General features: G+C 58.3%; 7 protein-coding genes, 2 tRNA genes and 1 other RNA gene. 7 read left to right on the top strand and 3 right to left on the bottom strand.

Going from position 1 to position 5365, the window contains the following annotated elements; translation table 11 throughout:
• Positions 1–307 precede the first annotated feature (307 nt).
• The 6 genes from CW742_RS06405 to CW742_RS06380 all read left to right on the top strand — a co-directional run bounded on the left by CW742_RS06405 (position 308) and on the right by CW742_RS06380 (position 3353).
• Entirely contained in the window at positions 308–595 is a 288-nt protein-coding gene (locus CW742_RS06405) for a hypothetical protein (protein ID WP_292418056.1), read from the top strand.
• 109 nt (positions 596–704) lie between these two features.
• Positions 705–777, top strand: a tRNA-Asn gene (locus CW742_RS06400).
• A gap of 4 nt (positions 778–781) precedes the next feature.
• A tRNA-Ile gene (locus tag CW742_RS06395) sits at positions 782–856 on the top strand.
• 106 nt (positions 857–962) lie between these two features.
• Positions 963–1994, top strand: coding sequence for a hypothetical protein (locus CW742_RS06390; protein ID WP_292418053.1), 1032 nt, complete (start codon positions 963–965; stop codon positions 1992–1994).
• A gap of 75 nt (positions 1995–2069) precedes the next feature.
• Positions 2070–2380, top strand: an RNA gene (gene ffs, locus CW742_RS06385) — signal recognition particle sRNA.
• Between the two features lie 13 nt (positions 2381–2393).
• Positions 2394–3353, top strand: a complete 960-nt coding sequence (locus CW742_RS06380; RefSeq protein WP_292418051.1) for a malate dehydrogenase — start codon at positions 2394–2396, stop codon at positions 3351–3353.
• 7 nt (positions 3354–3360) lie between these two features.
• On the opposite strand, the gene CW742_RS06375 is transcribed toward CW742_RS06380, so the two are convergent.
• The 3 genes from CW742_RS06375 to CW742_RS06365 are packed head-to-tail and all read right to left on the bottom strand — an operon-like array spanning position 3361 to position 4441.
• Positions 3361–3618, bottom strand: coding sequence for an elongation factor 1-beta (locus tag CW742_RS06375; protein ID WP_292418048.1), 258 nt, complete (start codon positions 3616–3618; stop codon positions 3361–3363).
• 3 nt (positions 3619–3621) lie between these two features.
• Entirely contained in the window at positions 3622–3783 is a 162-nt protein-coding gene (locus CW742_RS06370) for a zinc finger domain-containing protein (RefSeq protein WP_292418045.1), read from the bottom strand.
• 43 nt (positions 3784–3826) lie between these two features.
• Positions 3827–4441 (bottom strand): uridylate kinase, encoded by a 615-nt coding sequence (locus CW742_RS06365; RefSeq protein WP_292418043.1) that lies wholly within the window; start codon positions 4439–4441, stop codon positions 3827–3829.
• A gap of 65 nt (positions 4442–4506) precedes the next feature.
• Between CW742_RS06365 and CW742_RS06360 the strand changes: the two genes are divergently transcribed.
• Positions 4507–5274, top strand: a complete 768-nt coding sequence (locus CW742_RS06360) for a hypothetical protein (RefSeq protein WP_292418040.1) — start codon at positions 4507–4509, stop codon at positions 5272–5274.
• Positions 5275–5365: the final 91 nt, after the last annotated feature.

The following is a 5365-nucleotide window of genomic DNA, read 5'->3' as shown; positions in this document are numbered from 1 at the left end:
TGATAGGTGTGATCGGAGAACTGGCGGTTGGGTAGGACGTGTGAGATGCACATTGATTGGCCTTGGACGTGCACCTCGTCACACTCCATGTCGCGTGATCGGTACTGCACAGCGTCCTTGTCACGGAACGTCTTGAAACCTACCGCCTGCCCCTGATTGCAGTCATGCTGATCGTTGCGGCGCTCCTCTCCCTGGATTTCCGGAAGCGGTACCTGCTGACGAAGGCATGGCTTCATCAGCAACCAGAGAAAAAGGAAGATGTGGATAAGCCGGAGTAAGCCGGGCCATGGAGGATGGGTGAGGGAAGATGCTTGAGAAGATGAAGGACGAGGTCGAACTGATCAGCCGCCATCTTGAGGTTGCCCGCGCCGTCGCGGATCACCAGCCGATCGGGATCATGAAGCTCTCCGAACTGTTGAAGGAACCTTCGCACCGTATCCGGTATTCCCTCCACGTGCTGGAACAGCTGGGGTATATCCGCGCATCTCCCGAAGGAGCCGTGGCAACGGCCCGGACCGTTGAACTCTTTGCCCACTTAAACGAGGACCTTGAGGACCTGATCCGGCTGATTGAATCAATGAAACGCAAGGAATAAAAAGGACCCGGGCAATCCCGGGGCTGCCCTGCCCCAATCCCCGGTCCTACGACCTTATAGTTACCTTTAAAAGTACTCAGAAAGAATCTATTAGGACGCGAAGATGCGTGCCTCCCTAACTCAGTTGGTAGAGTGTCGGACTGTTAATCCGAATGTCACAGGTTCGAGCCCTGTGGGGGGCGCTTGGGGCCCGTAGCTCAGTCCGGTTAGAGCGCCCGGCTCATAACCGGGCGGTCATGGGTTCGAATCCCTTCGGGCCCACTGCCTGGTTTTTCTCAACTTTGTCCGGCATGACTGTTCCCTGTCGTTTTTTTCACGAAATGCGATAAGAAAACCTTTGTATTCCGGGACTCTGATAGAAAGCACCATGAAGTGTCCCGTGTGCGCAAGCGACTGCGTGAAGTCCGCGCGGGACATCCTCGCAACGCTGCCCACGGTTTTTCTTCCCTGCGCGGAATGCAGCATGCGCACGCTGGACAAGCGCCTCCCCCTGCCATCCATGGAGTTTGGCGAACCCTGCTCCTGCGGGAAGCGGTTCATCGATGAAGTCTTTGCCCATATCTGGGTTGTCATGGTGGAGGAGGGGGACCTGAAACCGGCAGATCCGCTGATCGCTGCCGGGTCACCGCTCATCCACCCGGGATTTGCAATGGACCGGCCCCCGTTCCTTCCCGAAAAATCACTTGTCCTCCTCTCCCCCCGGGTGACAAAGAAGACCGCTGAACGGCTCATGCAGGAAGTCCCCGAGCTGCGCGGCGTTGTCAGGACCGGTGATTTTGTGCCGGGGCTTGCTGCCGCTGATGTGAACGCGGTGCCCCGGGTCTATGAGCTCCTTGCCGGGTGCGATGTCCGGGCCGATGTCTTCCCCCTTGCAACCGGTCCCCTGGTGATGTACAAGCAGCAGTCGCTTGTCCATATCGAATTCCCGCGGGCCGGTTACCCGAAGATCCGCTCCGTGCAACAGCGCGTGGGGAGCCCTCCGGTGCCGTACTTCATCGATGCCTGTTCCGGTGTCGGGACCCTCGGCCTGACGGCAGCCTGCCTGGGTGTTCCCAAGGTAGTGATGAACGATGCCTGGTACGTTTCGGCGTTCTGGTCCGCCTTTAATCTCGAAGTGAACCGGGAGTACCTCTCGGTAAGCCGCATCCGGATCTTCGAGCAGGTCGAGGACATGGCAAAGCACCCGGTGGTACGGGAACCGGTAAAGATCGCGGAGACTGAAGGAGGGCAGTTGATCGAGGTATACCAGGGGGATTTCCGCAACCTGCCCTCCGTGCTCGCGCCCGGCACCCCGCCGCTGACTGCACTGGACCTCTTTGAAAAGAAGGACCTCGTGGCAACCGGAAAGATCCGGGACGACTGGATAGCAAGGGTGGGTGGCGAGGTCTTCATACCGTGACGCGGGTTCCCGTGCCGGTCTGTTCACGGGCCTGTTCAAGGTAACAAGCCTTTATTGGCCGGCGTACAAACGTATATGGGGACTAGCCCGGGTGGCTCGGCGTCACTTGTAACCCGAAACCGTCGGTACGCGGGGGGCGAAGTTTGACCGAGGCTGCAACGGCCTGCGGGAGCCTGTGTGTTCTGACGTTGAAACCTCGTCCCATGAGGTCGATGGCCAGGAATCAAAATTCCGGAGGGGATGGCGACCTGTTGCTGCGGGGACCGGTTCAGGCCCGGAAGGGAGCAGACTAACCGCAGACATCCGGCGCCCATGGGGTAACGGGGCGGAGGATGAACGCTTTGGTGAATGCAGAAACGTACAGTCGACCGATAACACGTCCCCACTCTTACGATTATCATGGTTAAAGTGACCATTGTCGGCGCAACAGGCAATGTCGGGATGTTTGCAGCGCATGCAATATCCTCCATACCTCCCATGGATGAGATCCTTCTTCATGGCCGGGAAGGCCGTGAAGCACTGTTAACGGGAATCTCCCAGGACCTGAAGGACTCGTTTGCCGCGCGCGGAACGGATATTGCCGTCGGGTGGACCACGCATCTTGAGGATGTTGCCGGATCCGACGTTGTGGTTGTCACGGCAGGCACCCCCAGGACTTCGGACCAGGACCGTATGGACCTGGCAATGGGGAACGCCCGGCTCATAGCCCCGATCTGCCGTACTATCGGAGAGGTAGCACCGGAAACCAGGATTCTCATGGTGACGAACCCCGTCGATGTCATGACTTGTGTTGCCCTGAAGTATTCCGGCCTGAAACCAACGCAGGTGGCCGGTCTTGGAACGCACCTTGATTCGATGCGTCTCAAATCGCTTATAGCCTCATTCTTCCATGTTCACGTCAGCGAGGTTCACACCCGCATCATCGGTGAACATGGGGACAGCATGGTCCCGCTCTGGTCGGCGACCACGATAGGGGGCATCAAGATATCGAACCTTCCGGAGTTCACCCATCTTCCCGTCAGGGAAATTATTGAGTCCGTGAAATGCAGCGGCCAGGCGATCATCCAGAACAAAGGATCTACCGTGTACGGGCCTGGGGAAGCCATCGCATCCCTGGTCAAGACAATTCTCCTTGATGAGAACCGTATCCTGACGGTATCGGCATTTATCAAAACCGAGATCCATGGGATCGGGGGCGATGTCTGTATCGGCGTCCCGGCCCGCATCAACCGTGACGGAGTCTTCCCGATCGCGATCCGTATCGATGAGGAAGAGGCAATTGCGTTCCGCGGGTCGGCGGAAAAGATCCGGGGAATAACCCAGACGGTATTACAAAAACTCCAAGAAGAAAAAGTGTAACCTGGAATCAGGTTAACGTAACTTCAATTATCTCTGCCCGTTCGACACCGGGGATTGCACCGATCGTCTTTTCGAGCATATCAGTCTCGCCACCGGCATCGTTGACAATGGCGGCGAACTTGATGGCCTTCAAGCCAAAGCCGATGGGCTCTTCCTTGACATCCTGGATGCCGGGGAGCTTCTCCTTTAAGGCTTTCATGAGCTCTTCGAGGCTGACCTCAGGGGACTCGGGCATGACCCGCATAATGACTGCGACACTGCCCATGACTCACGGTCCCCCGAATCCGCACTTGGGGCAGGTATAGGGGATACTCTGTTCCCGGCACCGGTAGCACCGGTTGATCTCGACACCGCATGCGGGGCACCCGAATTCCGTTGCGCCCTCTTCTGCAAGCGGAGCATTGCAGGACGTACACTTCTTATCTGACATTTTGGCTCCTCCAGGGATTCCTATAGTATCTCTTTTGGAACCTTTAAAAGGTTGTACTGATTCGCGTCCCCTGCACCGGCTCGCCGCGGAGGAATGCAGCAACGAGATCCGGGTGTCTCCCGTTCAGGATGAAGGTATCCACCCTGTTTTCCAACACAAAAGGGATGACCAGCGGGTCGACAACATCGGTCTCCACCGCCGCGCTCACTGTATCGAGAATACCCTGTCCTGATGAAATCCCGTCCATGGATTTGAGAAGGAGGAGATCGAGGCCGAGTTCTGCGGCAACCCACGCGGCAATCGTATCCGAGGTTGCGTCCCAGGAGTGCGGCAGGGGGTCGCGCTCCTTCAGGCAGCGCAGCGGGAAAAAGACCGTCGGCGTTTCGGGCACGGCAGGCTGCTCTGTGACGGGCAGGCCAAAGGACGCCACGTACTTCCCGTACTGCTCCATTGCAGCGATTGCCTCCCAGTGCGCCGTTTCATCGTCTAAACCTGCCTGGCGCACGGCATTGGCAAAGGGTCCACCTCCCGGGACAATGAGGAGCGGGCGCGGGGATGCTGAGAGCACAGGAACGAGCAGGGAGACGCGGTCATACAGGCTTCCCCCGAGTTTCACGACAAGCGCTCTTTTGTTCTCCCTGCGTGTGGCACGCCTCATCAAAACCATTCCTGTACAAAAATATTTCGTATAATATAAGCCAGTTGAGACTCAACTCTTCCAGTATGCGTTGTCTTCTCCTGCTCATGGTTCTTCTTGTCCTTCCCGCAGCAGCCGGGGCAGCAGGGCCGGTCATGATCACCGAGTTCTGCCCGGACCCCTGGCTGGCAAACGATCCTGACGAGTATCTTGTCCTCTCGGGATATGGGCCGCTGGACGGGATCGCGGTATCCGATGGGAAGAGCGGGTTTTCCTTTCCCCCCGGTAGTTCCCTTGCCGGAACCCTGACCATTGCACGAAACGGGACTGCGTTTCTCCAGAGCCACGGGAGGTTGCCGGATTACGAGTGGCAGGATTCTTCGGATGCGGTACTGGACGTAATCAGCAGCAAATCCCTGCGCATGGCCAATGCCAACGACTCGCTCATGCTGTACGACAAGGGGAACCTCCTCCAGAGCGTATCCTGGCCACGGGATGTTGCGGCACGCGAGGGGCAGGTGCATGCTCTTGAGGGGGGTACCTGGGACCCGCGCACGCTCATGCTCGGCCAGTCCCGCTTCCTCCCGGCAGAATTTTCCGGTGTGACCGTAACGACATTCGTCTCCCCGGATTGCTCCGATGAGGTTTTCTCCTCGGTTATCGGCAACGCATCAGGAGAGATCCTGCTCAACGTATACGAGTTCTCGAGCCCGTCTATGGGAGCCGCACTGGGCCGTGCCCGGGCGCGGGGGGTCATGGTAACGGTCCTTGTCGAGGGAGGGCCGGTCGGGGGCATAGGTGGGGAGGAGAAGGCCGTGCTCTATGCTATGAACCGGAGCGGGATCCCCGTGTAGGCAATGGTGTCGTCCGGCACCGGACATGCCCCGTACCGGGCTGACCCGGCCAGCGAGGTTGCGGTGTCTTATACACATTGTACGCTTCCGA

Origin of the sequence: Methanoregula sp. (genome assembly GCF_002835825.1) — an archaeon.
GTDB lineage: Archaea > Halobacteriota > Methanomicrobia > Methanomicrobiales > Methanospirillaceae > Methanoregula.
Note: the sequence above shows the minus strand (reverse complement) of the source record. Positions and strands in the feature narration are given on the sequence as shown.